Consider the following 24,284-nt stretch of genomic DNA (forward strand, 5'->3'; position numbering starts at 1 on the left):
CCTTAGTTCGAAATTCGTGGGTCAAGCCATACGTAGAGCAGGTCGGCAATAAAGTTCGCCGTTAACACTGCCGTCACCAAAATAAGCAAGATCGCTTGAATCAATGGGTAATCACGCGCCACAATGCCTTTCAACAAGATGTTGCCCAGACCTTGGTAGTTGAACACCACCTCTGTCATGATTGAACCTGCAAATGAGAAACCAATCGCCATCGCAATCGCAGTCGCAACCGGTAAGATTGCATTTCGACCCGCGTAACGATTCATCACTTTAAGACTGCTTAAACCTTTCGCCTCTGCCATTGTCACGTAGTCTTCACCCAATACGTTGATCATGGCGTTACGCATGTTAAAGACCCAAGTCGAAATACCGACAACCACCATTGAGCCCATCGGCAAGATGGCATGTTTCGCTACGCTGCTAATAAATTCCCAATTCAAACCAGGCTCTAGAGATGGGTCATAAGTGTAAGCCAATGGCAACAATTCCAACTTCAAACCAAAGAAGTAGAACAGCAACAAAGCGGTAACGATGTAAGGGAAGTTACTGATGAAAGCGAGAACAGGCGGTACTATTTGACCAAATAGGCCCTCACGACGGTACGATGCATAAGTACCAATACTGACACCAATGATCAGTGCCACAATCAATGAACCAAGCGCGAGGAACATAGTCCATGGTAGTGCCATTGCAATCACTTCAGACACACTCACTGGAAACATCAAAACCGATGGTCCTAAATCCAGAGTGAAGACACTTTTCATGTATGCAATGTATTGAACAAAAATATTACCATCTACAAAACCGTACATTTCACGTACCGCATCCATTTGTGCTGGGTCCATTCGACCTTGGGCAGCCGCAAACAGAGCATCAACTGGGTCACCCGGCATTAAACGGGGCAACATGAAGTTGAACGAGATCGCAATCAGAAAGGCAGTAAAATAAAAACCAAATCGGCGAGCTAAGAACGACATATCAAACCTTTAACTTACGAGCCACAACACGCGGTTATTTTTGCGATTACGGTTGTGGCTCCGATGTTAACGAAAAGACGTACCTATGATTTAAGGTAACGGTTATTTAAGGTGTAGATTGTTTAGGATGATGACGCGCTTACCGCCGTCATACCAAACCGGTTGAATGTAAGGGTCTTTTTCACTTGGCCAACCGACGATGTTTTTCGTGCTGTATTGGAACCAAGTCGCATTTGAGAACAGTGGGATAAATGGCATATTTTGCGCAGTAAACTCTTGCAGTTCAGAGATGATCGCTTCTTGTTTATCTGCATCACCAATTTTGCCAAAGCTTTCAATGAGCTTGTCGATTTCTGGTGAGTGAACACCGTGACCAGCATGGAAGCCTTTACCAATACGAGACGTGTGGTAGTACTCTTGGAAAGCCAAAATTGGGTTACTTGATACCATTGACCAGTTGATAGACATCGTGAACGCACTGTCTTTCAAGTTTTTATCGTAAACCGCCCAGTCAACCGTCTTCACGTTCGCTTTAATGCCGACATCAGCAAAGTATTCTGTCACCATCTGCACGACTTGGATCCAGTCAGTCCAACCGTTTACGACTTCGATATCGAACTCAACTGTTGAGCCATCCGCATTGTCACGGAAGCCATCGCCATTGCGGTCAACGATGCCAGCTTCATCGAGCAAGTTTTTCGCTTTACTTGCATCATATTGAGTCAAATGACCGTATTTTTTGTTCACGTCTTGATCGATATGGCTCTTGTACAGTTCTGCGATACCACCCACGTTGTAGTTCACTGTTGGGTAACCGTACGCGGCTATATCAACAATCGCTTCACGGTCTAGTGCCATTGAAAGTGCCTGACGTACACGAAGGTCATCAAACGGTGCTTTCTTGGTATTTACATAAAGGTGGATAGCGTCATTCGCTGGGTACCAATAGTGGTTATTCTCTTTGTCTTGACCAACGAATGTGGACTCAACGTCTGCAATAAAGTTTGAACCCCAATCGATCTCGCCTTTAATCAATGCCGGCTGGATTTGCGAGTTATCGTTGTAAGAACGGAAGTTCACACAGTCTAGGTAAGGACGGTTTTCAAGGTAGTAATTGTCGTTACGGCACAATTCCATTTGCTGTGGCTTGACGTACTTTACCGTTGTCATTGGGCCACTGCCGACTGGATTAGGGTTGGTGAATGTCGTGAAGTCTTTTACTTGTGACCAAGTGTGTTTAGGGACAATGTGGTAAGCGCCAATGCTCCATAAGAATGTTGAATCAGCCTCAGCTAAATCGAACACAACAGTCTGCTTATTCGCCGCTTTAATGCTTTGTAAATTGCCTGTTGGCCAAATTGCTTTCACGTCGAATGCCGGTGCTTTTTTTGTTAGCTCAAAACTGAATACTACGTCTTCAGCCGTTAGCGGTGCACCATCAGACCACTGCAAACCATCGCGCAATTTTAACGTGATGGTTTTTAGATCGTCAGAGTAAGTCACCGACTCCGCCAAACGGTAATGCGTTTCGCCCGTCATATTGTTGAGTACAAACAATGGCTCAAACATGATGCCATGCAACGTATCTTTGGTCGTGTACGGGTTAAAGTTTTCGACAAAACCGGTGTTGATGATTGGCACCGTAAGCGTGCCACCTTGTTTAATGGTGTCAGCTTGTGCAGTAGTAGCAAGCATCAGAGTGGCAGCAAATGTAGCGAGCAGAGTTTTCTTATGCATCACATTGTCCTTATATAATGTTGGATACTTAAGTTGGATACTTAAGTTGGATACCTAAAGAAAGCGCTTTCTTGATAAGTCAAAAAATAAAGCGATGACATTGCGTGGTTTCATTAAAGCAAACTGAATATTCACTACTAATGGGCTCAATACCACAAACAAGAAAGCGCTTTCTTTATGGTGAGATAATCATAGAAATAGAAAGGGGATTCAATTAATTGGCGTTAAAACAAAGCGCCGATCACAACAAAACAATACTAATAAATTCATACGCTTAAAAACGATCAACTTCGCAAGATATTTTTAAACCACTATGAATCAATAACTTATACAATCTAGAAGCACTGTGTATTTTGTGAACTGGAACAAGTTTGACCGTCTGATGATTCATCTTAAAACAGAATGCCAGTTCTTTTTTATTTATCAACTATCTCGTGCGCGCTGACACAAAATCGCAATCAAACAAAAGAAAGCGCTTTCTTTTGAGAATTACAAGTGAAATTATGACACAGAGAAACGAATGATAGGAGGCAACATGATCCAATTCTGGAATGGTAATAAATCCACTATTCGACAAAAATTTGAATGGCAAGCGTTGCAAATCGCGCTACAAGATCACACAACAAAAGGCCAATTAAACAATGATTTAACTGATTACCCAAGCGCAAAAGATGAGGGATTGGTGTTTTCAAAAGGTGCCGATGTTTTGGTAACAGTGGCAGGAAATAAAAAGTTTACAGCTGGCAGCTACACAATGATCCCACAGCCACTGTGTCATGGTCTCTTAGGTTGCCGAATATTGATTACGCATAAAGAACGACAAAAGGAATTTTACCAACTCGATGAAGTACAGCTTAAGCAATTACGCATTGGTATTCCTGCCACTTGGGCTGATGCCGATCTGTTTCGTGCGAATCAGTATACAGTGATAGAGCAAGGCAATTTAGAAGAACGCTTGCTTGCCGTACAAAATGGGGAATGTGATTACATGGCATTGGGAGCAAATGAGGCATCTGCTGTTGTTAAACAATATGCCCACCTCACTCCTGACTTGGCTGTGGAGCCCACGATTTTGCTCTACTACCCTTTTCCGCTGGTTTTTTACTGCCATCCAAAGCAGCACGAACTCGTACAATGCCTTTCTCAAGGCTTAGAGGAAAGTATTAAAAACGGTCAATTAAATCAGCTATTTGAAAAAGTATACGGCCCTGATGTACAAGCAGCGAAGCTCAATCAGCGCCGAGTTTTTCAATTAACCAATCCAATCTTGCCGATTGAGTTGACTGGCTATCAATCACCTCTTTTACCTAACAAACAAGAACTAGGCGAGTGTTCGACAGAATCACGTTAATTAGGGCGAAACTTTGAAATAGTCGACTCTCGCACAATTAAATCGATAGGCGGGAGTCGAGGAGAGCATTCTTCATTGGTCAGCAGACTAAAAATTGTCTGCGCGCATACCGCACCAATCTCTTCCACAGGCTGGCGCATTGTCGTTAAAGCGGGGGTAAAAAACTTTGAGGTTGGTAAATCATCAAAGCCCACCACTGAAACATCTTCTGGCACTTTCAATCCCTTGTCATGCAACGCTTTGATTGCGCCATACGCCGTTTGATCATTGGCAGCAAACAACGCTGAAAAATGTACCTTAGACTCAATTAATTCAATGGTTCTTTGGTAACCAAGTTCACTGCTAAAATCCCCCTGCTTAACTAGATTGCTACGTACTTTGATTCCCGCCTCTGCCAGCGCTTTTTTATAACCGTCATAACGAGAAACAGAATCCGGCTGGTTAGGTGAACCTTTAATATGTGCAATATTGACATGCCCTTGTTGCAATAAGTGCAAAGTCGCCATATGGCCACCAAGTGTATTGTCAATATTCACCGATTTAAGTTTGTCACTAATGTAGTTATACCCTACCGCAACCACTGGTATTTTGTTCGAGTAGTCAGACAATTCTTTTTCAGTAAGGCTGCCCGCCACAACGATCACACCATCAACATTACTCTTTGCTAAATACTCAAGGGCATGAAGTTGCATGCTGTGCTGCCAATAGCCTGCGGCAATAATCAGTGAATAACCTTTGGGCCCCAGGCAACGTTCCATATCGTTAAAAATGCGGCTAGTAAAAGGGCTATCAGGATTTTGTACCAACACACCAATGGTCATGGAGCGTTTATTGGTTCCCTGATTCATGTGGTAGTTTGGCTTGTAATCTAACGTTTTTATCGCACTCTCAATCGCCAATGTCTTATCTTGAGAAATAAAGGTCGTTCGATTAAGGAAGCGCGACACTGTACTAGGTGACACACCGGCTAGTTTAGCCACATCATAAATAGAAGAAGAGCGCTTTTTCTTTTTCATCGTTGTTCACGGTTCCAGCAGGCAAGCTAATGACAAGAATATAAATGACTAAATTGGGCCATACAATAACGTTTCTTTATACCTGATATTCTCAAATAACGTTAAATGGTTGGAATCAGAGCACCATCCCTGATTTGATAGCAGAATAAGCAAACACAACGCGGCTCTTTTTGAAGTTAGGCTGGTTAAATAAGCCTAAGAGCCAGCACTCATCCAGTACTGGCCCTCATTGAGACTATTAAAACGTCGCGAGTGACTTTTCACTTAACGCGTCAAATAGGTGGATAGCATCTAAATCTAAGTACAGTGTCAATGAATTCACATCCACTTCTGCTGCTTGTGTTTCGACCATCAAAGGTTGACCTGCAATTTCAGTTTTAAGCAAAATACTTGCCCCTAACAGCTCTTTGTCTTTAATTTTTACCGGGAATGGCAACACGCGATCATGATCCACTTGCTCAGCACGGAGATGAACGTCGGTCGGACGCACGCCAAAATGCAAAGCTAGGTTCTTAGACGCATGCGCTTTAAAACGCTCTGGCAGAGGAATGCGGACATCGCCTAGTTCTACTTCCCAGTTGCCCTCTTCACCAACCAATTTTGCATCGAGCATATTCATAGACGGGTTGCCGATGAACTGAGCAACAAACTTGTTTGCAGGGCGCTGGAACACTTCTGTTGGTGTTCCGACCTGAGCGACATAACCGTCTTTTAGAATCACGATGCGGTCTGCCAAGGTCATCGCTTCAATCTGGTCATGGGTAACATAAATCGTCGTGGTTTTTAGTTCGCGGTGCAGTTGTTTGATCTCTTCACGCATCACGCCTCGTAACTTAGCATCAAGGTTAGATAGTGGCTCATCAAACAAGAACACCTTAGGAGTACGTACCATCGCACGGCCCATAGCCACACGTTGACGTTGACCACCAGACAGTTCTTTAGGTTTACGATTCAATAGTGCGTCTAACTCCAACATTTTCGCCGCTTTACGTACTTCAACGTCGATTTGATCTTTCGGCATACCCTTCAATTTAAGCGCAAAAGCGATGTTCTCATATACCGTCATATGTGGGTAAAGCGCGTAGCTTTGGAACACCATAGCTAGGTCACGATCTTTCGCGTCGATTTTGTTCATCAATTTATCGCCAACAAAAATCTCACCGGCGGTAATGCTTTCCAAACCCGCCAACATGCGTAACGTCGTCGATTTACCACAGCCTGATGGGCCAAGGAAAACCACAAATTCGCCATCTTCAACCGTAAAATCAAAATGTTTCACAACTTCGACATCATCGTAAGATTTCTTGATGTTTTTGAATTCTACTTTAGCCATTATTTGTTCTCCTCCGCTCGCTCTAGCAGCATATTTCGGTACGCAATCGCACTCTGCTTCAAGGTGCGTTCTTGGGTTTGGTAGTCAACATGTACGATGCCGAAACGTTGTTTGTAACCGTATGCCCATTCAAAGTTATCCATTAGGCTCCAGGCGAAGTAACCATTTACTTCAACGCCGGATTCGATGGCATTGTTTAATGCTTCTAAATGGGATTGGAAGTAACGCACACGCTGCTCGTCATTCACTTGTCCCGCAACATGATGGTCATCGCCCGCGGCACCATTTTCAGTAATGTAAAGCGGTGGTAGATTTGAGTAACGCGCTTTCAAACGCAGTAGCAAGTCTGTCAACGCTTGTGGATAGATTTCCCAACCAATAAAGGTATGTTCTTCTTCTGGCTGTGGAATACTTTCTAGCATGCCATTAGCATCAAATCGCACGACACAACGGGTGTAAAAGTTAATGCCAATGAAATCGAGATCGGTACGAATGATGTCGAGATCCCCTGCCAAAATCATCGGCATATTATGCGCTTGACGCTGGAGTACGGTTTCTGGATATGTACCTTTCAAGACCGGATCCATAAACCAGTGGTAACCCTCTGCATCGCTGTATTCTGCCGCTTCAGCGTCTGCTTCTGTGTAAGGGTAGGCAGGTGTCGCATTGAACACGCAGCCATGCATCGCGTTAGGTGCGTTTCTACGCATGTGTGGAATCGCTAAACCATGAGCCAACATGAGATGGTGTGCAGACAAGAAGCCCTCACGCTCACCTTTGATGCCCGGCGCATGTTCACCCCAACGGTAGCCTAGGTAAGCGGAACAAAACGGTTCATTCAGCGTTGCATAAGAGTCGATCTTATCACCGAAGTAAGCACTAACTATATCCGCGTATTCTGCAAACTTGTAAGCCGTTTCACGGTTAAGCCAACCGCCTCTGCCTTCTAGATATTGAGGTAAGTCCCAGTGGTAAAGCGTCACGAATACTTTCAACCCACGAGCATGGCATTCATCAATAATTTGCTCGTAGAATTTCAGCCCCTCTTCATTGACTTTGCCATCTTCAGGCAAGATGCGCGGCCATGCCATCGATAAACGGTACGCGTCGACACCAAGGCCTTGGATCATCTCGATGTCTTGCTGCCAAAGATGGAAGTGATCACAAGCAACATCGCCATTATCGCCGTTATCAACTGCACCCGGTTTATTACAGAACGTATCCCAGATCGATGGTGTACGTCCGCCAAGTTGTGCGCCTCCCTCGATTTGGTAAGACGACGTTGCCACACCGAAAACAAACTCTGGACGGCGCATTTTAGAATCTTGGGGTAATTGGAATTTATTCATTATATTTGTATGCCTTAAATTTCTTTTAACCTTTCACAGCGCCTGACGTCAGACCGCTAATCATCTGTTTTGAAGCAAATAAGTAAGTAATTACTAATGGTAAGATGGAGATTGTCGTACCGAGCATCACTGCCCCCCAAGGCGTATTTGGAATGCCTTGAACACTTCGTAAAGCTTGGGTAATCACGTAATTTTCTGGTGTGGTTAGCACCACAAGTGGCTGCATGAACATGTTCCAGAAGAAGACGAACTGCACGATAGCCAGTGTCGCAAGTGCCGGTTTCATCAGCGGAAGCACCACGCTCCAGTAAGTACGGAACTCACCCGCACCATCGAGTTTCGCCGCTTCTAACAACTCCTTAGGGATGGAAGCCACCACGTGCTGACGCATCAAGAAAATACCAAATGGCGTGGTGGTAAACGGTAGCCAAACCGCTAAATGGTTATCGAGCAAACCTAAGAACTTCACGATCATAAAGTAAGGGATCAAGCTCAGCACGGGTGGAATCATCATCGAACCAACCAGCATACCAAACAGTACATTTTTGCCTTTGAACTTGTAGACCGCGAACGCATAGCCGCCCATGCTACAAAACAGCAATGAAATCGTGGTACCTAAAAACGCGATGTAGATTGAGTTAAACATCGCCTGCCAGAAAGGCATGATTTCTAGTAGCTTGGCGTAGTTCACAGCAAGGCTGTCACCAATCGCAAAGCTGATACCTGTACCAAAAATTTCCGTACGGTCACGAGTTGAAAGTAACGCCGACCAAATGAACGGGAATACCGTCATGATGGCGGAAACAACCAAGATGGAGCCGAGCATCACCATTAAAATTTTGGTAAAGATCTCAATGCTGCGATCACTTGGACGCCAACGCTGCGCCGCAGGTAAAGTGTTAGTACTCATCTTATTGCTCCCCTAGACCTTTCTTACCGAAGAAGAAGAATTGAACCGCTGTACAGCCTGCAATCAAGGTAAATAGCAGCCATGAAATCGCTGACGCAGTACCCATTTCTAGCCATTCCCAACCCACTTTGTAGAGGTACATCGAGATGGTTAAACCAGACTGACCTGTGCCACCTGTACCGCGGGTTAGAACGAATGGTTCTTCGAACAGCTGCAAGTTACCGATGATGGTCATGGTGACCGCAAAGAAAATAAATGGACGAATCATTGGCAAAGAAATGCTCCAGAATCGACGCCATGCGTTAGCGCCATCCATCCGTGCCGCTTCTAGAATGTCTTTTGGAATCGTCATTAGACCTGTCGTGTAAAGCACGATGTTAAAACCGGTGTATTTCCAGAACACCATGATCGCAATGGATGGTTTCACCATGGTCGCATCGTCCAACCAACGGATCGGTTGGAAGTCATTCACCCAAGAGAATGCCCAACCAAACAAGGTGCTGTCTGCCAGTGCCATCAAGCTTTGGTTAATGATGCCCGAGTTTGGCGAGTACATATTAAAGAAGATCAGTGATGCTGCCACCGTAGATGTGATGAACGGCAGGAAGTAAGCTGATGTGAGCCAGTGACGGAAACGATCACCAAGAGACACCAAAATATAGGCAACAGGCAATGCCACTAAGTGTTGTGCTACACCTGATGTAATGGCTAGCCATAACGTATTTTTCAATGAACGCCATAGCCACGGGTCGGTCAGAGCAATATGGTAATTCTCAAAACCGACATAATCCATTGCGCCTAACCCCTCAACCGGGTTCCACTCATGGAAAGAAAGAAAAATAGAAAACAGTAACGGAAATATTCCGAATACTGAAAAGATAATCAAAAACGGCAGTAGGAACCCATATGGTGTAAGCGCTTTCAAATTTAGACGAGAAAAAATGCTCTTACGCTCTGGAGTATCCATAACCTTGCTCGCTGCATGATTCATAGTCACGACCTCTTACCTAAAGGGGAGACGATGCTCCCCTCATGCCTTAAGTATTGGCAAAAATTACAAATTGCGTGTACGACGTTTGATCATGCGCTCTGCTTCTTTCAGCGCAGTCTCAATGTCTTTACCCTCATCCAGTACTTCCATCAGTGCATTTTCAAGAATGATTGAGCGTGCAACATGGTCACCTTTCGCTGGTGCTACCGGTTTGATATTTTTCGCTACGTCAGCAAACAACAAACGCGCTTGCTGGCCACCTAAGAATTCCACTTTTTCTTCAAACATTGCGTCGTCATAAGTGGTGGTGTTCGCAGGGAATGCCGCAATGGTTTCAAAGTGCTTAAGCTGAATATCACGCTTCGTTGTCATGTATTCGATCAACTTCCACGCTTCGTCTTGGTGCTGAGATTGTGTTGGGATAGACAGGAATGAACCACCCCAGCTTCCATAAATACCATCTGGCAGGTGAGATACGCCCCAGCTACCCGCCGTTTCCGGTGCAATCCAGTTATTTAAGTGACCAAGCAGCCAGGCACCCGATAACTGAGTCGCGAACGTCCCGTTACGGAAACCCTCATACCATTCGTTAGACCATGCCAAGATGCGGCCATCCAAACCTTTATCTCGGATCTCTTTTGCCACTTCAAACGCATGAACAAAACGCTCTGACGTCACCACTGGGTTACCATCTTTGTCAAAGTACAACCCCTCACCCTCGGGAACCGTTGTAAAGATGATTGCCTGTGCAACGTCTGCTGCCGAAGCAATAAGCTGCACGTTTTGTTTTTTCAGTGTTTCACCAGCTGCGATGTAAGAATCCCAATCCTTGATCGCTTCATTGATATCAATGCCCGCTTTTTCAAAAATGTCAGTGCGGTAGTACATTACACCAGGGCCAAGATCGACCGGCATACCGTACACATCACCATCTGCACCTTTACCTTGCGCCCAAGCGTAAGGTGCAAAGCTCTCCGCGTATTTATCGGCGCCGTATTTTTCAGATAAGTTAACTAGGCCGCCTGATGCGACAAATGGGCCAATCTTCTCTACGTCAACAACAATCACATCACCAGCACCTGAGCCTGTCGCCAAGTTGGTGGTCAACTTTGTATGATGATCCCCGTGGTTATTCATTAAGTAATCAACCTTAATGCCCGTTTCTTTCTCAAAATCTGGTAGCAAGACTTTCAAGCTACTGTCAAAATCAGGGAAGCCATCGAAGCGAATTTTATTCTCATCCGCAGCGTTTACCGTTGCTGCAACTCCGAGTGCAGCGGTCATGGCAAGCGTCAAAGTTTTCAGTTTCATGTTGTATCCTTAATTATTGTTCTAGAGAGTATGGAGTTCCTTGACCGAACTTCTTGGCACCAAGGTTGGTGTAAGCTTGAAGTTCACATCACGTTTATTTTTGTTAAGCGCCTGAATAACAAGTTGAACGGCTTCTGCGCTCATTTGTTCTATAGGAAAGTTAACGGTGGTAAGGGCTGGCGTGAGATAGCGCGCAAACAAAATGTCATCGAAGCCAATTAATGACACTTGTTCAGGCACTTGCATTCCCTCTACTTTTAATACTTCATAAGCACCAAAGGCCATATGGTCATTACAAGCAAATACCGCAGTGAAAGCGCATTCACGTTTAAGTAACTTGCGCATGGCTCTGGTGCCTGACTCTTCAGTAAAACCGGCCTCGGACACTAATGCTTCGTCATACTCGATTTCCGCTTCTTCAAGAGCCTTGCGGTAACCTTGTAGACGCCCCCGTGCATCAGATCTGTCCAGAGGACCGGTAATACATGCAATGTTGCGATGCCCCATTCGCAACAAATATTCAGTCGCCATACGGCCACCAAATTCGTTATCGATCTCTATGCAGCTGTGTGCCATTTCTGGGATATAACGGTTCACTAGAACCACTGGAACACCCTTATCATTGAGATCGATTAAGTAATCATCAGAAAGACTTTGTGTGTGAAGAATCATCGCATCAACGCGGCGGCCTAACAGAAACTCGACCGATTCACGCTGGCTTTGCTCACTATTTGAACCAGCTGTCACTACGACGTGATACCCCATACGGCGTAAGCGCTCTTCAATGCTGTGTAAAATGCCAGAGTAAAATGGACCACCTAACTCAGGAACAATGATTCCAATGCTACCAGTGCGGCTCGATGCCAGTGCTTGTGCGATCGAGTTTGGGCGATAACCGAGCTCTTTAATGGCTTTCTCAACTTTAAGTTTCTTATCATGGCTTACTCGACAAGTGCCATTGATGACCCTAGAAACGGTCGCCTGAGAAACGCCTGCGTATTCAGATACATCTTTAATTGTCGCCACAAGAAACCTCTTCACTGACTACAAACGTCTGTTTCGCACTTTCACGAAACCGCTTTCATGAAAGTGATTATTCCCTATTCATGTGAGTGTTAGCGTGAGTAGCATCACAACAGACTGCGGGCTCTATTGAGTAATTAGGTAAACAATGAGGCTAGTGGCAGAAAAGACTTTTTTCATGAAACAGTTTCATGAAGCACGGAGTTACGTTCCAAACAAATAAAAAAAGCCTCCAAGATGGAGGCCAAAACACTACTATAGAGTCAAGATTTAACAGTGATAAGTACTTGATGGTTCTGCCTTAAGTACCTATCACAATAACATGGACAGTAATTAACTAGGGGGCGTTACCACCAAGCTTCGAACATTGCACCGACCGTTACAGTATCGACGTCTGATGAAATCTTCTCGCCCGTCACAGAGTCAAAACCTGTGTATTCGTTGTCTGCATTACCCACTGTCGCGTAGAAACGCAGCATCGGACGTGACCACGTCTCTGGACCAATCGCCATGTTTTGAGACAACGTCATTTTCCAAGAGCTGTTCGTTGCATCGAAGTCATCGTAATCCACCACGCTGTAACCACCCTCAATCCAAGTTGAGTGAATGTCATTCCATTGGTAAGTCGGACGTACAATCACGTTGTAGTTCGCACGGCTGTCCGTACCATCCACTTCTAATGATTGGTAAGCCGCTAGGTACTGAATGCCCGCTTTGTCTGTCAGCGTTGTGCTGCCGTCAAAGCTCACTAATAGCGCAGTTTGGTCTTTCGCTAAATCAAACACACTGTCTTTCGCGTTATCAGAGTAACGAACTATCAAGCGCTGACCTGCCATCGACGCTTCACCCGCCAATTGGTATGAATTTACGCTGCTGATGTCTTCATCTTTCACTTTATCTGATGTGAAACCGTAGTTCGCGTAAAGACTTAGGTTAGCGGATTCACCCAGCTGAATACCATGCAGTTTACTGGTGATTGCATAGCGACCGTTGTCCCCCACCATGTCACCCTCAACTTGTGCAACGGCACCAAAGTCAAACTTCACACCGCCTAAGTCTAGGTTATAGAAACCCGCACCTTGACCATCGTGCATCATCCAGAAGTAGTCGTTCAAATCGGTTTGCGGACGTTGATGGAAGTCACGGCCTGCCCATACGTAGAGGTCTGGTTGAGATTCAAATAAGTTTGCTGCACCTGCGTACATTTTCTTCACGTTGACGCCGCCGTCATCTGCCCAAGAAGCATCTGACCAGTGGTCAAGCATCAAGACTAAATCCCAAATCGCGCCGCCATCGCTCTTGAATGCTTTCGCTAACTGGAATTCACCACCGTTGCCCTCGTTACCCAAACGACCGGTTGCATTCGCGTTTAGTGCGCCTGCACTGCCAACGGTTTGCGCATCACTGCCTTGAAAGTGTGCGCCGTAACGAGCGTAACCAGAGAAAACAATACCAAGTGGTACTTCTGTTTCAGAAGTTAGAACCGCTGGCTGTTGGTCATAGACATAACCCGTTTCAATTCTGGTTTCTAACTCTTGGATGCGTTTTTCTAGCGCTGCAACATCTGTATCTGCAGCAAAAGATGGAATGGAAGCAAGCGAAGCGGCCACTGCAAGAGAGAGAGGTAAAACTTTCAAGTTTTTCATTTCATATCCCTAAATTTTTGTATGTTTTGTTATTGCTGTAGGGATATTAAGGAATGAAAGGCTTGAAAATCGGACGCTAGTTCACACACCACCGGACACAACAATGTCATGAAACAACGCATGAAAGTGAAATTCAACAAAATTGATATTAATCATCTACATATATACCATCAGATTTGACTAACGATTTTGAAATCGCTTTCATTTCACGAAATTGTTTAATTTTTGTCACGTTAAAAATGAATCAATCTGGGCATTTTAACCATCACACCATGAAATATTTCACGATCCTGAAATATTTCATAAGTTGTAAGTTATTTACAACTTCATAGCGATAGAAATAACTTTCTTCAGAACGAAAAAAGGAGTAGAGAGGTGGAGTGAGCTTAGGGTGTGTCAAAAAATATAACTGCTTATGCAAACATGTACATGGCCCACAAGCCAGCAATAAGGAACGTGATTAGCCAAATCACTTGACGTGTTTTTCGAGGCTTTTCTGCTCTCGAACGAACAACCGGCGTCAATGCGCGCTGTGTCATCTTCTCAACGAGCCCTTTTTTTTCGAGTGCGCGTCGATAAACATCACGACGCTTTTCCGCGGCATTTGCAACCGTGGTAAAACGTTGTCGTTGATCGGTCGTAAAGTCCGGTGCCTCATAACGTGGGGGGAGGTCAGTATGCTTAGGTTGAACGGCCACCTTTTCCTCCTTAATCGATTGTAATGCCTACGATAAGTATAGACTCGATTTTATGTAAATGGAGAAAAGTCCTTGTTTTTAAATGATATGAATAAAAAAACCACTCGAAAGTGGCTTTAATAGAATATGGCTTGAAAGTGGAACATTCGCTGCGATTTACACGTCTTGGTAATGGTCACACTTTCGCAAATTACAAGTATTCACAAAGATACGCCGTGGCGTCTTTCACTTGCAATTCAAACGATGAATTCCCATCAACATCGAAACTCGTTCCGCTGTTGTATGTCGCCCAATCGGTCTCACCTGCTTTTTTAACGATGAGTGCGCCTTTTACCACAGTCATACGCTCCGGAGCTTGAGTGCCAAAGGTATACTCACCAGGCAACATGACGCCAACACTCACTTCCTGTCCTTGTTGGTTAAAACCCAATGACTTTACGCCACCAGCAAAATAACTGTTTTCCTTAATACTCATTCATGGTTTCCTTATCAAAATTCCGGTCTTTTTTACCTTGTTTCTTTCTACGACTCAAGTATCTATACCATTCCAATCGTGTACTCATCTTTTTTACCGCCTTGCTCCGGATTGTAAAAAGTGGACATCAGATCATAGTTTGACAGCGTCAATGTCGAGATTGTTTGTTTTTACAGCAGAAGCTTTTCACCATAAGCAAAAAGGAAGTGAAACAAAGATTATGACCACAAAAAGGCGCAAACCACGCAAACCAATACAAGAACCATCATTTTGGCGTCGCCATCAACTAAAAATAATCAAAAGCAGCTTTGTGTTATTTGGCTGCACGCTCATCACTGTTACTGCTTATCAACTCCATGCCTCTTACCTCAACTATATCGATCCGAACAACGTTTATGGTGATTGGTTCGAAATTGGTGCACCACCTTATAAAACTGAACAACTTTCTTTTACGCCAGATGGCGTATTTCGTAATCACCGACTAATTTCAACTCAGTTTGAATTCGATGGTAAGCATATCTCTATTGCGACAGGTGCAGGTCTCACACAATATCAGATCTCTGGCTCACACCTCTCGCCACAAATTCGACGAATTAAACCAGCCCTCCCAGATCAACGCTTCGTCCTAAAAGGATTCGAGCACACGGTACAAGGTTCTGACGTCGGTTCTGCTTCAAAAAGACGTGCGGCACTAAGTGAACACTTTAGCAATAACTGACGATTGGAGTTATAAATGCAACCGACTTCACACTATTCTCATACGCTATTAAATAGACGAACAATTAGGGTAGCACCGAAAATTTATAAATTATTGACTCGGTATTGCATTTCTAATGAAACCAAATGTTACCTTGCGTTACATTTGCGCAACAAGATCGAAACTTGGTTCATTTTTTTTTGAAAATAAATAAGTCTCTGAAATGCTAATTGCGATGCTTTTGCGCAACCTTTTTTTCTATTGCAAAAGCAGTTTGTGCTCACCGTGGAGTACGAATTCAAGGATTGAGAGATAAGTTATGATTCGATTTAACCTATGTGCAGCTGGGGTTGCCCTAGCACTAACTGGCGCGGCAAATGCAGCGCCTACCGCACCAAGTATCGATATGTACGGTTCCAACAACCTGCAGTTTTCTAAAATTGAATTGGCAATGGAAACCACATCCGGCTACAACGACATGGTTAAGTACCATGAGCTAGCTAAGATCAACGTAAAATTTAATCAGTGGAGTGGCACGTCTGGCGACACTTACAACATCTACTTTGATGGTGTAAAGGTAGCAACAGGCCCTATCACTGGTAGCCAAACCACGGCGTCGTTTGAATACGGCCAGGGTGGTTTGTACCAAATGGAAATCGAAGCGTGTGACGCAACGGGTTGTGCTAAGAGCGCACCAGCAGAGATCACTATCGCGGATACCGACGGTTCTCACTTGCCGCCTCTAACCATGAATGTTGACCCGAACAACAAAACCTACAACACAGACCCAAGCGTTGTGATGGGTACTTACTTTGTTGAATGGGGTATTTACGGCCGTAATTACACGGTTGATAACATGCCTGTTGATAACTTGACTCACATCCTTTATGGCTTTATCCCAATTTGTGGTCCAAATGAGTCAGTGAAATCGGTTGGCGGTAACAGCTTCAACGCACTGCAAACCGCTTGTCGTGGCGTGAATGACTACGAAGTGGTTATCCACGATCCATGGGCGGCGTACCAAAAGAGCTTCGCACAAGCTGGTCATGAATACAGCACACCAATCAAGGGTAACTACGCTATGCTAATGGCATTGAAGCAACGTAACCCAGATCTAAAAATCATCCCATCTATCGGCGGTTGGACACTATCTGATCCATTCTTTGATTTCGTAGATAAGGCTAATCGTGACACATTTGTCGCGTCAGTGAAGAAATTCCTGAAAACTTGGAAGTTCTATGACGGTGTGGATATTGACTGGGAATTCCCTGGTGGCGGTGGTGCTGCAGCAGATAAAGGCGACCCAGTGAACGATGGCCCAGCTTACATCGCGTTGATGCGTGAACTGCGTGCAATGCTGGATGACCTAGAAGCTGAAACAGGCCGCACCTACGAGCTAACTTCAGCAATTGGCGTTGGTTACGACAAAATTGAAGACGTTGATTACGCAGATGCTGTGCAGTACATGGACTACATCTTCGCGATGACTTACGACTTCTACGGCGGTTGGAACAACGTTCCTGGTCACCAAACAGCACTTTACTGTGGCTCATTCATGCGTCCTGGTCAGTGTGATGGTAGCGGCATTGATGAAAACGGCGAACCGTACAAAGGCCCAGCTTACACGGCTGACAACGGCATCCAACTTCTACTCGCGCAAGGCGTTCCTGCGAACAAACTTGTTCTCGGTACAGCGATGTACGGTCGTGGCTGGGAAGGTGTAACACCAGATACGCTAACGGATCCAAACGACCCAATGACAGGTACTGCGACAGGTAAACTGAAAGGCAGCACGACCCAAGGCGTTTGGGAAGATGGCGTGATTGACTACAAAGGTATTAAGTCATTCATGCTAGGTGCGAACAACGCTGGCATCAACGGCTTTGAATATGGTTACGACGAACTAGCAGAAGCACCTTGGGTGTGGAACCGTTCAACGGGTGAACTGATTACATTTGACGATCACCGCTCTGTATTGGCAAAAGGCAACTACGCGAAATCTCTGGGTTTAGCGGGTCTATTCTCTTGGGAAATTGATGCAGATAACGGCGACATCCTTAACGCGATGCACGAAGGCATGGCTGGTGGTGTGGTTGTTCCACCAAACCGCAAGCCAACGGCTGCAGCTGGTGCAGATCAAGCAGTAACTGGGCCTGCAAGTGTTGTTCTTGATGGCAGCAACTCAACTGACTCTGATGGCACAATCGCAAACTACGCTTGGGAGCAAGTATCCGGTGCTGCAGTTGCTCTGTCTAGCACAAACACTGCGACAGCAAGCTTTGATGTAGCAGAAGTGACTGCAGAAGAGCAGTTAACGTTCAAACTAACGGTAACCGATAACGTAGGCGCAACCGCTTCTGATCTCGTTGTAGTTACAGTTAAGCCAGCAGGCGTGATTGACCCACCAAACACAGCGCCAATTGCACAGGTTTCTGCACCTGCAACAGCGAAAGCTAGCGACGTAGTTGTGATTGATGCTTCAGCCTCTAGCGATGCTGACAACGACACGCTCACGTTTGATTGGACGCTACCTCAAGGTCTAAACGCTACGGTTAGCGGCGCGAAAGTGACCTTCACCGCAGCAGAATACCCACAAGACACAAGCCTAAGCTTCACAGTAAGTGTAAATGATGGTCAGGCTACGTCTTCAGCAAGTGCAACGGTTGTTGTAGCTAAGCACAGCACGGGCGGCGACACTTGTACTAACGCATGGGATGCAACGGCTGTTTACACCGGTGGTGACCAAGTAACGTTCGCAGGTAAAACTTGGGAAGCTAAGTGGTGGACTCAAGGTCAAGATCCTAGTAAATCTGGTGAGTGGGGCGTTTGGAAAGAAGTTGGCCCAGCAAACTGTAACTAAGCACTACGAGCCTATTGTTCGATAGTAAAAAAAGAAAGGACAACCTCGGCTGTCCTTTCTAGTTCTAATGATTTCTACTGAAAAGCTTCACTGCAACAATCAACTTGCTTCAATTAAGCGATCAAAGCTTTGAAATACTTCATCGCATTTCATCACTCGGCCATGACCTTGACCTTGCGTGGTCACCAGTTCCACTCGTTCAATCTCATCCGCCGCTTTTGCAGACACGCTATATTTTGTGAATTTATCTTGTTCATCATGAACAATAATGGTTTTGGCATCTCGTTCCGCTAGACGTTTCTCTGGGTCAATCGACTGAAGCGGGTAATTAAATTGGTCTTCTACTTCTGAAACCACGGCTTTGAATAACTTCATTGAATAGCCTGAACGCGCAATGCTGCCAAATAAGTTTTCAACGTAGTTAAGCACTGGCGCGATCAGCAGCAACGGCTTGTTCTCTAATTTACTGTGGCGGCACTCTAGCGCTGAAGCGGTGCCCATGCTGTGCCCCACCAAACCTGCAACCTCATCGACAGAATCCAATACATCTTCAAGACCGCACACAAATGCTGGAATATGCCCATGTTGCCCATCACTTTCACCATGCGCTGGATGATCATAAGCCAATGCCGTGTAGCCACTGGCTGCAATGTGTTCCATTAAGGGATAGAATTGACTCGCTGTCCCTGACCAACCATGGGTCAAAACCCATACAGGGCCGCTGCCAAGCTGGTAAGTTTTAATTGCTCCTGCATGGCCTTGTACTTCACTTTTTATAAGCCCTTGTGGTTCTGTGTTTTTCGGCTGGGTACGTACAGGAGTGAGTAGCAACTTACGTGCGGTATTTTTCGCGTGTGATGGTGCGAGCGTGTGGTGCAAACGGGTACTGATGTTAACCAAGCTGCGCTTGACGCTGAATCGCTGTGAAGTATTAAAATAGATTTTCTCACTCATGATCATTTCCTTATCTATCCGCTGACACAAAATCGCTTTATACAAAAATAGAACGGTCGTGCTTTTTTAGCGGATAAGAAAGAGCGTTCTTTGTCGCTCTTTGTTATGAATTCTTTACTATACCCGTTACAGTGGGGCTAGCGCTTGCATCGACGAAACAAGTTATCAATGCCTTGCCAGAACAACCTCTGGCTTTCCTCTTTACCTTTGATTGAATAGAACACGTGCGCACTTAAATACTGCCCATACAAATCAAAAGTTGCTTGTCTCGTATCTAAACCCGCGACAAACTCTTGGTTTTCTTTGCCTTTCTTGAACTGAATTTCTAGGTAATTCAACCAAGTATCAATCGATTTACGTAATGCAGCTTGCAACACACAATCTTCGTCCGCCGTATCATTCCACGCATCGAGGAACATACAACTGCCTTGAAATGAGTGATTCCACGTCATCCAAGTGTCCAACAAACCACGTAGTTTACGTTCAATGTTGCTGTCACCGAGCTCACGCGCAGGCGCAATAACACGCTCTGCGAAGACTTGATTGGCAAACTCCAGCACCGAAAGCTGAAGATTCAGTTTGGAATTGAAGTGTGCAAATAAACCGCTTTTCGACATACCACACTGCTTGGCTAGCTCACCAATGGTAAGGCTTTCTAAGCCGTTTTCACTTGCAAGCTGAAATGCGCGTTGCAGTATTAGCTCTTTGGTTACTTTTCCTTTGTTCATAACATTATTTTTAGCACGATCGTGCTTTTATTCAAGAATTAATTCCGTAACTAGACCATTTTTATCTCTATCCGCTAACGAAAATAATTCTTAATGACTCCTTTAGGCCTCAATACATTGAAATCGAAAATACACTGACGTTTTCGAAATTTGACCTATGTCTGAATTTGAGAAATTGCACACTCTCAATCACTCATGAATTGATTTTTTCCTGCGCGAACCAAGCCGCTAACTGTTAGGTTCGTTGCGATTTTTCATTTTATTTAGGTAAGCACTTATGGCAACGACAAATAAAATTGCCAGTTTAGAATTTTCCCGCATCATCGCAATGTTCGCGATCGTCGGTCTTCACTGCCAAATGGCACTCACCTATTGGCAATGGGATGGCGTTCCTTGGGTCGGGTATATGCTAAACCAGTTGGCTCGTTTTGCTGTTCCTTTGTTTTTTCTTATCTCTGGTTTTTTAATCCAGCCAAAACTTAGTGCCAATCCAATAGAAACACTCAAAAACTATGCTAAGCCTCTACTTAAAATCTGGCTAGTCTGGAGCGCAATTTGTTTGCTCGTGCCGTTTCGTTGGCAAGCCGTGGCAGAGTCTGGTTACCTTGTCGAGCGACAAGCGTACTGGGACTACTTGATGTTAAGCCCATTTAACTCACTCTTAGAAGGTGGGTTGGTGCATTTATGGTTTATACCTGCGTTGATCATTGCGGTCGCGATAATCGCATTTCTAGTGCGTATGGGTATGGCGCAGCTGCTGCTACCAACCGCAGTACTACTTTACCTCTACGGTGTGTTCGCAGGCAGTTACATCACGATAACGGAACTTCCAACGCCATTCTTTACCCGTAATGGCCCATTCTTCAGTACCTTGTTAGTGGTATTAGGCTATCTAGCGAGAGCACATCAATGGCAGTGGTCACGTAATAATACCATTCGCGTCATTCTTGCTGGCATGGCACTGCATTTTGGTGAAGCGTATTACCTGATGAATTACGACATTGCCTTTAACTCGCATGACTTTTTGTTTGGTACTGTAATTTGGGCGCTTGGCGTATTTATGTGGCTATTGGCTCATCCAAATTTTGGCAATATGCCATGGGTATTCAAATGGTCACCAAGCATCTTGGGGATTTACGTGAGTCACTTATTAGTCATTATCATGATGATGAACGTCGCTGGAATACTTGGACTAAGCCAGCTCGCAAAAGATGCATTCATCTACCCAGCCACCATCATCGTCACCCTACTGCTTGTAAAAGGTATTGAAGCAACGCCGTTGAAAAAGCTTCTACTTCGCTAGTTATTACTTTTCTAACTATTGATTTAATCGCTATTAGTTTACTAGCTATCAGTTTACTGACTCTTGCTTTGCTAGCTGTTACTTTACAAAGCAAGATGGCTTCGCTAAATCGATTCAGTTTCTATTTCCACTTGCTCTAACTCTTTCGAGTTAGAGCAAGCCTCCTAAAAATGAGACATCTATCTCAGTCACAAATATTCCTATCTCTAATACTTTGTAATTTGCTTTCACTCACAAAAAACAATGTTCATTTCCTTTAGATTCAATCTTAATGAATAACCGCTCATTAAACGGAGGCAGTATGTGGGCAGGTCAAGGACTCGTTCCTTTTTTAGAAATTAGCCACTGGCTAACTTACGGTTTATACGCTGCAGCGATTTTATTTGGCGCAGCGAGCATTGCGTCACTCAGAAAGTAGTGGCGCAAGCTACCTTTATCGCAAACACTCAAATCTATCGCTAACACCTCACGTTAATTCGAACTCTCTCACACTTAACCCTCTAATTTGTGACTACTATTTCTCCAGCCAGACAAGGAGAAATGTCTATGTCAATCTATCCTATTGTCGCTTTTTGCTGTTTGTTCGTTTCAAGTTCGAGCTTTGCAGCGACCTCAAGTGACCTCAACCTTATCAATTCAACCGTCGGCTATGCCGCACTCATACTCTTTACGATTGCCTATATCTTGGTAATGCTTGAAGAGTACTTACAAATGCGTAAGTCAAAACCGGTATTGCTTGCTGCGGGGTTAATATGGATTCTGATTGGCTATACGTTCGCTCAACACAACCAAGCTGAAATAGCCAAGGCGGCACTAGAACATAACTTACTCGAATATGCGGAGCTGCTGTTGTTCCTACTCGTCGCGATGACGTACATCAATGCGATGGAAGAGCGTCGACTGTTTGATGCCTTACAGGCTTGGATGGTGGGAAAAGGCTTCAATTTCAAAAAACTATTTTGGATAACAGGAGGACTGGCGTTTGTTATCTCCCCAATCGCAGATAACCTAACAACAGCACTGTTAATGTGTGCGGTGGTGATGAAAGTCTCTGGCGACAACCCTCGTTTCGTCAACCTTGCTTGCATCAACATCGTGATTGCAGCCAACGCCGGCGGTGCGTTCAGTCCATTTGGTGATATTACTACTCTGATGGTTTGGCAAGCCGGGCACGTCAACTTTATTGAGTTTCTCCCTCTTTTTGTGCCATCACTGATCAACTACCTCATTCCTGCATTCATTATGGCGATGTTTGTCCCCAATGCTAAACCCAACACAGTTCACGAACACATCGAGCTAAAACGAGGGGCACGACGCATCGTCGGTCTGTTCATCCTCACTATAGCAACGGCGGTTTCTTTTCATGCTGTGCTTCACTTCCCTCCTGTGATTGGCATGATGATGGGGTTGGCGTACTTACAATTCTTTGGTTACTTCCTGCGGAAAACCCTCAAACACTCACTGGCGAAAAAAGCGGCCATGGCGATTGCTAATGGGGATGATTACGCGTTGAAACGACTAGGCTCGGTAGTGCCATTTGACGTCTTCAATCGTATATCTCGTGCCGAGTGGGACACTCTGCTGTTCTTCTATGGCGTGGTAATGTGTGTCGGTGGGCTTAGTCTACTTGGCTACCTCGGATTGGTTTCTAACGTGATGTATACCGAGTGGAACCCTATTTGGGCCAACGTGATGGTCGGTATTCTCTCAGCCATCGTCGATAATATTCCCGTCATGTTTGCCGTGTTAACCATGGAGCCGAGCATGTCAATGGGCAACTGGTTACTCGTTACTTTAACCGCAGGGGTTGGCGGTAGCTTACTGTCTATTGGCTCGGCAGCAGGTGTTGCGTTAATGGGGGCGGCAAGAGGACAATACACGTTCTTTGGCCATCTAAAGTGGGCACCTGTGATTGCACTTGGGTATATCGCCAGCATTGCTGCGCATCTATGGATGAATGGTAGCCTATTCACTTAGATAGCGTAATAACTTCTAAGTCGAAACCTTTTAGCTCCGAATGGATGGTGGTGACATCATCCATATCCCCCCTTTTCTCCTTTTATCTATTTTTAAAACGTAATGTGTAAAGTGTGTTAAACAGTTAACATCTGCGCAATCTCAATTGAAAACTCGACATTAGTCAATTTTCACGACATTTTATTCAGCGATTAAACCCATTTAGCCTCTGGCGACTGGGCACCTCTTTGGTTGGCGTTTTGCTAACCGCATCCGTTTTGGTTGCGTGCTCGCAGCTAACACGTTTTTAAAACCAAGGAAAATACTTTATGGATAAAGATCATAGCCTTAGAGAGAACCTCTTAGCGCTAACGCTCGGTAGCGCGTTGGTGTCACTTGGGGTTATCTTCTTCAACAAGGTGGGACTACTTACTGGCGGTACGGCGGGGTTGGCAATCTTCCTCACCAAAATCAGCGACTTCAGTTTTGGTCAGGTGTTCTTCGCACTGAACCTACCTTTCTATATTCTGTCTGTAATGCGCATGGGTTGGCGCTTCACCATCAATACTTTTATCGCCGTTTCAATCGTTTCTTTTGCGGTAGATCACCTACACCATGTGATTGAAATTTCTCGTATTGAACCAGTGTATGCCGCCCTACTTGGTGGCGGACTGATTGGCATGGGGATGCTCGTCATATTCCGCCATAAAATGAGCTTGGGTGGATTCAATATCTTGGCACTCTACCTCCAAGAACGCTTTGGCATTCGAGCAGGAAAAGTACAAATGGGTCTTGATTGCACTATCGTGGTCATGTCGCTGTTTATCGTCGATGTTTACTTAATTGCACTGTCCGTACTTGGTGCGATCGCGACCAACTTAATATTAGCGATGAACCACAAACCTGGGCGCTATCAGCCGAAGCCACAGGCTGTTTAATCTCGTTGAATTAAATCTAAAAACAAAGAGC

At 44.9% G+C, this 24,284-nt stretch carries 20 protein-coding genes; 6 read left to right on the top strand and 14 right to left on the bottom strand.

Features of this window, described 5'->3' with window-relative positions; genetic code table 11:
* Window positions 1-2: 2 nt before the first annotated feature.
* Both KHN78_RS19260 and KHN78_RS19265 read right to left on the bottom strand, forming a co-directional pair.
* Window positions 3-977 carry an ABC transporter permease gene (locus KHN78_RS19260; RefSeq protein ID WP_211918197.1) on the bottom strand — a complete coding sequence of 325 codons (975 nt, stop codon included), beginning with the start codon at window positions 975-977 and terminating at the stop codon, window positions 3-5.
* Between the two features lie 102 nt (window positions 978-1,079).
* Window positions 1,080-2,714, bottom strand: coding sequence for an ABC transporter substrate-binding protein (locus KHN78_RS19265; protein WP_211918199.1), 1,635 nt, complete (start codon window positions 2,712-2,714; stop codon window positions 1,080-1,082).
* Window positions 2,715-3,249: 535 nt separating this feature from the next.
* On the opposite strand from KHN78_RS19265, the gene KHN78_RS19270 reads away from it, so the two are divergent.
* Window positions 3,250-4,065 (top strand): transporter substrate-binding domain-containing protein, encoded by an 816-nt coding sequence (locus tag KHN78_RS19270; RefSeq protein WP_211918201.1) that lies wholly within the window; start codon window positions 3,250-3,252, stop codon window positions 4,063-4,065.
* On the opposite strand, the gene KHN78_RS19275 is transcribed toward KHN78_RS19270, so the two are convergent.
* From KHN78_RS19275 to KHN78_RS19320, 10 genes are all read right to left on the bottom strand, one after another.
* Window positions 4,062-5,081: a LacI family DNA-binding transcriptional regulator gene (locus tag KHN78_RS19275; RefSeq protein ID WP_211918203.1), complete on the bottom strand. Its 1,020-nt coding sequence runs from the start codon at window positions 5,079-5,081 to the stop codon at window positions 4,062-4,064. The genes KHN78_RS19270 and KHN78_RS19275 overlap by 4 nt on opposite strands.
* 238 nt (window positions 5,082-5,319) lie before the next feature.
* A complete protein-coding gene (locus KHN78_RS19280) occupies window positions 5,320-6,414 on the bottom strand; it encodes an ABC transporter ATP-binding protein (protein ID WP_211918205.1) in 1,095 nt (364 codons plus the stop codon).
* Entirely contained in the window at window positions 6,414-7,763 is a 1,350-nt protein-coding gene (locus KHN78_RS19285) for a GH1 family beta-glucosidase (RefSeq protein WP_211918207.1), read from the bottom strand. Before KHN78_RS19285 ends, KHN78_RS19280 begins: the two co-directional genes overlap by 1 nt.
* 25 nt (window positions 7,764-7,788) lie before the next feature.
* Window positions 7,789-8,673: a carbohydrate ABC transporter permease gene (locus tag KHN78_RS19290; RefSeq protein ID WP_211918209.1), complete on the bottom strand. Its 885-nt coding sequence runs from the start codon at window positions 8,671-8,673 to the stop codon at window positions 7,789-7,791.
* 1 nt (window position 8,674) lies between these two features.
* Window positions 8,675-9,664 (bottom strand): carbohydrate ABC transporter permease, encoded by a 990-nt coding sequence (locus KHN78_RS19295; RefSeq protein WP_211918961.1) that lies wholly within the window; start codon window positions 9,662-9,664, stop codon window positions 8,675-8,677.
* 63 nt (window positions 9,665-9,727) lie between these two features.
* Window positions 9,728-10,975, bottom strand: coding sequence for an ABC transporter substrate-binding protein (locus KHN78_RS19300; protein ID WP_211918211.1), 1,248 nt, complete (start codon window positions 10,973-10,975; stop codon window positions 9,728-9,730).
* A 21-nt stretch (window positions 10,976-10,996) separates the two neighbouring features.
* Complete coding sequence (locus tag KHN78_RS19305) at window positions 10,997-12,001, bottom strand: LacI family DNA-binding transcriptional regulator (RefSeq protein WP_211918213.1); 1,005 nt, start codon at window positions 11,999-12,001, stop codon at window positions 10,997-10,999.
* A gap of 344 nt (window positions 12,002-12,345) precedes the next feature.
* Complete coding sequence (locus KHN78_RS19310; RefSeq protein WP_211918215.1) at window positions 12,346-13,644, bottom strand: carbohydrate porin; 1,299 nt, start codon at window positions 13,642-13,644, stop codon at window positions 12,346-12,348.
* Window positions 13,645-14,057: 413 nt separating this feature from the next.
* Window positions 14,058-14,342: a hypothetical protein gene (locus tag KHN78_RS19315; RefSeq protein WP_128812427.1), complete on the bottom strand. Its 285-nt coding sequence runs from the start codon at window positions 14,340-14,342 to the stop codon at window positions 14,058-14,060.
* Window positions 14,343-14,532: 190 nt separating this feature from the next.
* A complete protein-coding gene (locus tag KHN78_RS19320) occupies window positions 14,533-14,817 on the bottom strand; it encodes a pyrimidine/purine nucleoside phosphorylase (RefSeq protein WP_128812426.1) in 285 nt (94 codons plus the stop codon).
* 220 nt (window positions 14,818-15,037) lie between these two features.
* Between KHN78_RS19320 and KHN78_RS19325 the strand changes: the two genes are divergently transcribed.
* A complete protein-coding gene (locus KHN78_RS19325; protein ID WP_211918218.1) occupies window positions 15,038-15,535 on the top strand; it encodes a DUF2850 domain-containing protein in 498 nt (165 codons plus the stop codon).
* Between the two features lie 298 nt (window positions 15,536-15,833).
* Window positions 15,834-18,374: a glycosyl hydrolase family 18 protein gene (locus KHN78_RS19330; RefSeq protein WP_211918220.1), complete on the top strand. Its 2,541-nt coding sequence runs from the start codon at window positions 15,834-15,836 to the stop codon at window positions 18,372-18,374.
* Window positions 18,375-18,473: 99 nt separating this feature from the next.
* Here KHN78_RS19330 and KHN78_RS19335 read toward each other — a convergent pair whose 3' ends face one another.
* Together KHN78_RS19335 and KHN78_RS19340 are read right to left on the bottom strand one after the other, a co-directional pair.
* Window positions 18,474-19,328, bottom strand: a complete 855-nt coding sequence (locus KHN78_RS19335) for an alpha/beta fold hydrolase (RefSeq protein WP_211918222.1) — start codon at window positions 19,326-19,328, stop codon at window positions 18,474-18,476.
* A gap of 137 nt (window positions 19,329-19,465) precedes the next feature.
* The gene (locus KHN78_RS19340) at window positions 19,466-20,056 is read right to left on the bottom strand and encodes a TetR/AcrR family transcriptional regulator (protein WP_211918224.1); all 591 of its coding nucleotides are present in this window, start codon (window positions 20,054-20,056) and stop codon (window positions 19,466-19,468) included.
* 277 nt (window positions 20,057-20,333) lie between these two features.
* On the opposite strand from KHN78_RS19340, the gene KHN78_RS19345 reads away from it, so the two are divergent.
* From KHN78_RS19345 to KHN78_RS19355, 3 genes are all read left to right on the top strand, one after another.
* A complete protein-coding gene (locus KHN78_RS19345; protein ID WP_211918226.1) occupies window positions 20,334-21,359 on the top strand; it encodes an acyltransferase in 1,026 nt (341 codons plus the stop codon).
* Window positions 21,360-21,905: 546 nt separating this feature from the next.
* Window positions 21,906-23,336 (top strand): sodium:proton antiporter NhaD, encoded by a 1,431-nt coding sequence (gene nhaD / locus KHN78_RS19350; protein ID WP_211918228.1) that lies wholly within the window; start codon window positions 21,906-21,908, stop codon window positions 23,334-23,336.
* A gap of 308 nt (window positions 23,337-23,644) precedes the next feature.
* Window positions 23,645-24,253: a YitT family protein gene (locus tag KHN78_RS19355; protein WP_211918230.1), complete on the top strand. Its 609-nt coding sequence runs from the start codon at window positions 23,645-23,647 to the stop codon at window positions 24,251-24,253.
* Window positions 24,254-24,284 lie beyond the last annotated feature (31 nt).

It is taken from the genome of Vibrio sp. B1REV9 (assembly GCF_905175395.2).
GTDB classification, from domain to species: Bacteria; Pseudomonadota; Gammaproteobacteria; order Enterobacterales; family Vibrionaceae; genus Vibrio; species Vibrio alfacsensis.

Excerpts from the sequence above, each read along its gene's own strand:
- KHN78_RS19260 (WP_211918197.1), bottom strand. The coding sequence starts at position 977 with ATGTCGTTCTTAGCTCGCCGATTTGGTTTTTATTTTACTGCCTTTCTG.
- KHN78_RS19265 (WP_211918199.1), bottom strand. The coding sequence starts at position 2,714 with ATGCATAAGAAAACTCTGCTCGCTACATTTGCTGCCACTCTGATGCTT.
- KHN78_RS19270 (WP_211918201.1), top strand. The coding sequence starts at position 3,250 with ATGATCCAATTCTGGAATGGTAATAAATCCACTATTCGACAAAAATTT.
- KHN78_RS19275 (WP_211918203.1), bottom strand. The coding sequence starts at position 5,081 with ATGAAAAAGAAAAAGCGCTCTTCTTCTATTTATGATGTGGCTAAACTA.
- KHN78_RS19280 (WP_211918205.1), bottom strand. The coding sequence starts at position 6,414 with ATGGCTAAAGTAGAATTCAAAAACATCAAGAAATCTTACGATGATGTC.
- KHN78_RS19285 (WP_211918207.1), bottom strand. The coding sequence starts at position 7,763 with ATGAATAAATTCCAATTACCCCAAGATTCTAAAATGCGCCGTCCAGAG.
- KHN78_RS19290 (WP_211918209.1), bottom strand. The coding sequence starts at position 8,673 with ATGAGTACTAACACTTTACCTGCGGCGCAGCGTTGGCGTCCAAGTGAT.
- KHN78_RS19295 (WP_211918961.1), bottom strand. The coding sequence starts at position 9,664 with ATGAATCATGCAGCGAGCAAGGTTATGGATACTCCAGAGCGTAAGAGC.
- KHN78_RS19300 (WP_211918211.1), bottom strand. The coding sequence starts at position 10,975 with ATGAAACTGAAAACTTTGACGCTTGCCATGACCGCTGCACTCGGAGTT.
- KHN78_RS19310 (WP_211918215.1), bottom strand. The coding sequence starts at position 13,644 with ATGAAAAACTTGAAAGTTTTACCTCTCTCTCTTGCAGTGGCCGCTTCG.
- KHN78_RS19320 (WP_128812426.1), bottom strand. The coding sequence starts at position 14,817 with ATGAGTATTAAGGAAAACAGTTATTTTGCTGGTGGCGTAAAGTCATTG.
- KHN78_RS19325 (WP_211918218.1), top strand. The coding sequence starts at position 15,038 with ATGACCACAAAAAGGCGCAAACCACGCAAACCAATACAAGAACCATCA.
- KHN78_RS19330 (WP_211918220.1), top strand. The coding sequence starts at position 15,834 with ATGATTCGATTTAACCTATGTGCAGCTGGGGTTGCCCTAGCACTAACT.
- KHN78_RS19335 (WP_211918222.1), bottom strand. The coding sequence starts at position 19,328 with ATGAGTGAGAAAATCTATTTTAATACTTCACAGCGATTCAGCGTCAAG.
- KHN78_RS19340 (WP_211918224.1), bottom strand. The coding sequence starts at position 20,056 with ATGAACAAAGGAAAAGTAACCAAAGAGCTAATACTGCAACGCGCATTT.
- KHN78_RS19345 (WP_211918226.1), top strand. The coding sequence starts at position 20,334 with ATGGCAACGACAAATAAAATTGCCAGTTTAGAATTTTCCCGCATCATC.
- nhaD (WP_211918228.1), top strand. The coding sequence starts at position 21,906 with ATGTCAATCTATCCTATTGTCGCTTTTTGCTGTTTGTTCGTTTCAAGT.
- KHN78_RS19355 (WP_211918230.1), top strand. The coding sequence starts at position 23,645 with ATGGATAAAGATCATAGCCTTAGAGAGAACCTCTTAGCGCTAACGCTC.